The following is a 1,619-nucleotide window of genomic DNA, read 5'->3' on the forward strand; positions in this document are numbered from 1 at the left end:
CCCCCCGGCCGAACCCGACGCGTGGGCCGTCGCCTGTGCCGAGGACCTGGCCGAGGAACGGGCCAGGCACCGCGCCCGCTCCGGTCCGCTTCCGGGGGAGGGAGCCGAACAGTTGCGGCGGATCGCCGATCTCCTCACCGACGGGATCGGTCGGCTCGGCGGGGACGCCGCCCGGGTGGCCCGCGGGGCCCGCTTCGCGCTGGACCCGGTCATCGAGCGCAACGCCCCGGCCCTGGACCACCTCACACGGGCCGGCGGGGAGTTGGCGGCGGCCCTGCGCGGTTTCCTCGACCCCGGCCCCTCCGTGAACACCCCGCCGCGCGCCGATGACGCCCGGGCGACCGGCCCGGAAACGGGCGACGAACCCGCCCGGGAGGCCCCCGGGACGGGGCGGGGCGGCGGGGACGACGGGGATCCGCCCCCGTCGAACCCCCGTCGTCCCGACGACCAGGAGTGATCGGGGGCCGACGCCCGGACGTCGCTCCGGTACCGTGTTCCGCAGCGGGGATCCACCGAACACCACTGAGGGACACATGGGACTGACCATCGGGGTCGACATCGGCGGCACGAAGATCGCGGCCGGTGTGGTCGACGAAGCGGGCGCCATCCTCGAAACCAGCACCGTGCCGACCCCGCCGACCCCGGAGGGCGTCGTCGACGCCATCGCCGCCGCGGTCCGCACCGTCGGCGCCGGCTCCACGGCCGAGGCGGTGGGCATCGGTGCCGCCGGCTACGTCGACGACAAGCGGGCGACGGTGCTCTTCGCGCCCAACATCAAGTGGCGCCACGAGGCGTTGAAGGACAAGATCGAGCAGCGCGTCGGCATGCCCGTGGTGGTGGAGAACGACGCCAACGCCGCGGCCTGGGGCGAGTACCGGTTCGGCGCGGGCCGGGGCCACGAGGACGTCGTGTGCATCACGCTGGGCACCGGCCTGGGCGGTGGGATCATCCTCGGCGGCCGGCTGCACCGCGGTCGATTCGGCGTCGCCGGCGAGTTCGGCCACATCCGCATGGTGCCCGACGGGTTGCTCTGTGGTTGCGGCAGCCAGGGGTGCTGGGAGCAGTACGCCTCCGGTCGCGCCCTGGTGCGGTACGCCCGACAGCGCGCGGCGGCCGATCCCGAACGTGCCGCGGCCCTCCTCGAATTGGGCGACGGCACCCCCGAGGGCATCGAGGGTCGGCACATCAGCGAGGCCGCCAGGGCCGGTGACCCGGTCGCGGTCGACTCCTTCCGCGAGCTGGCCCGCTGGGCGGGCGCCGGACTGGCCGATCTGGCCTCCCTCTTCGACCCCTCCGCCTTCATCGTCGGCGGCGGCGTCTCGGACGAGGGCGACCTGGTGCTGGAGCCGATCCGCAAGTCCTTCCGCCGGTGGCTGGTCGGCGCCCGCTACCGGCCGCACGCCCGGGTGGTGGCGGCCCGTCTGGGCGGGCGCGCGGGCCTGGTGGGCGCCGCCGACCTGGCCCGGCAGGGCTGACCCCGGTGCGGTCCCGCCACCGGGGCGGGGGCGGGACCGTCGGGCGACGGGGCGCTCCACCGCCCCGGGGTCGTTTCGGAACACCTGGGATCGGTGTGGGCGGGTGAAGAGGAACGGGAGGGCGACCCCCGGCACCACCGGGGG

2 protein-coding genes are annotated in these 1,619 nt (G+C 75.9%); both read left to right on the top strand.

Annotated features, from left to right (window positions below):
* On the top strand, positions 1-457 hold a 457-nt coding region (locus tag FNQ90_RS22500; RefSeq protein WP_182608022.1), incomplete at its 5' end, for a DUF5304 family protein.
* A gap of 76 nt (positions 458-533) precedes the next feature.
* Entirely contained in the window at positions 534-1,475 is a 942-nt protein-coding gene (locus FNQ90_RS22505; protein WP_182608023.1) for an ROK family glucokinase, read from the top strand.
* Positions 1,476-1,619 lie beyond the last annotated feature (144 nt).

It is taken from the genome of Streptomyces alkaliphilus, assembly GCF_014141535.1.
GTDB classification, from domain to species: Bacteria; Actinomycetota; Actinomycetes; order Streptomycetales; family Streptomycetaceae; genus Streptomyces; species Streptomyces alkaliphilus.

Coding starts and splice junctions, on each gene's coding strand:
- FNQ90_RS22505 (WP_182608023.1), top strand. CDS start 534: ATGGGACTGACCATCGGGGTCGACATCGGCGGCACGAAGATCGCGGCC.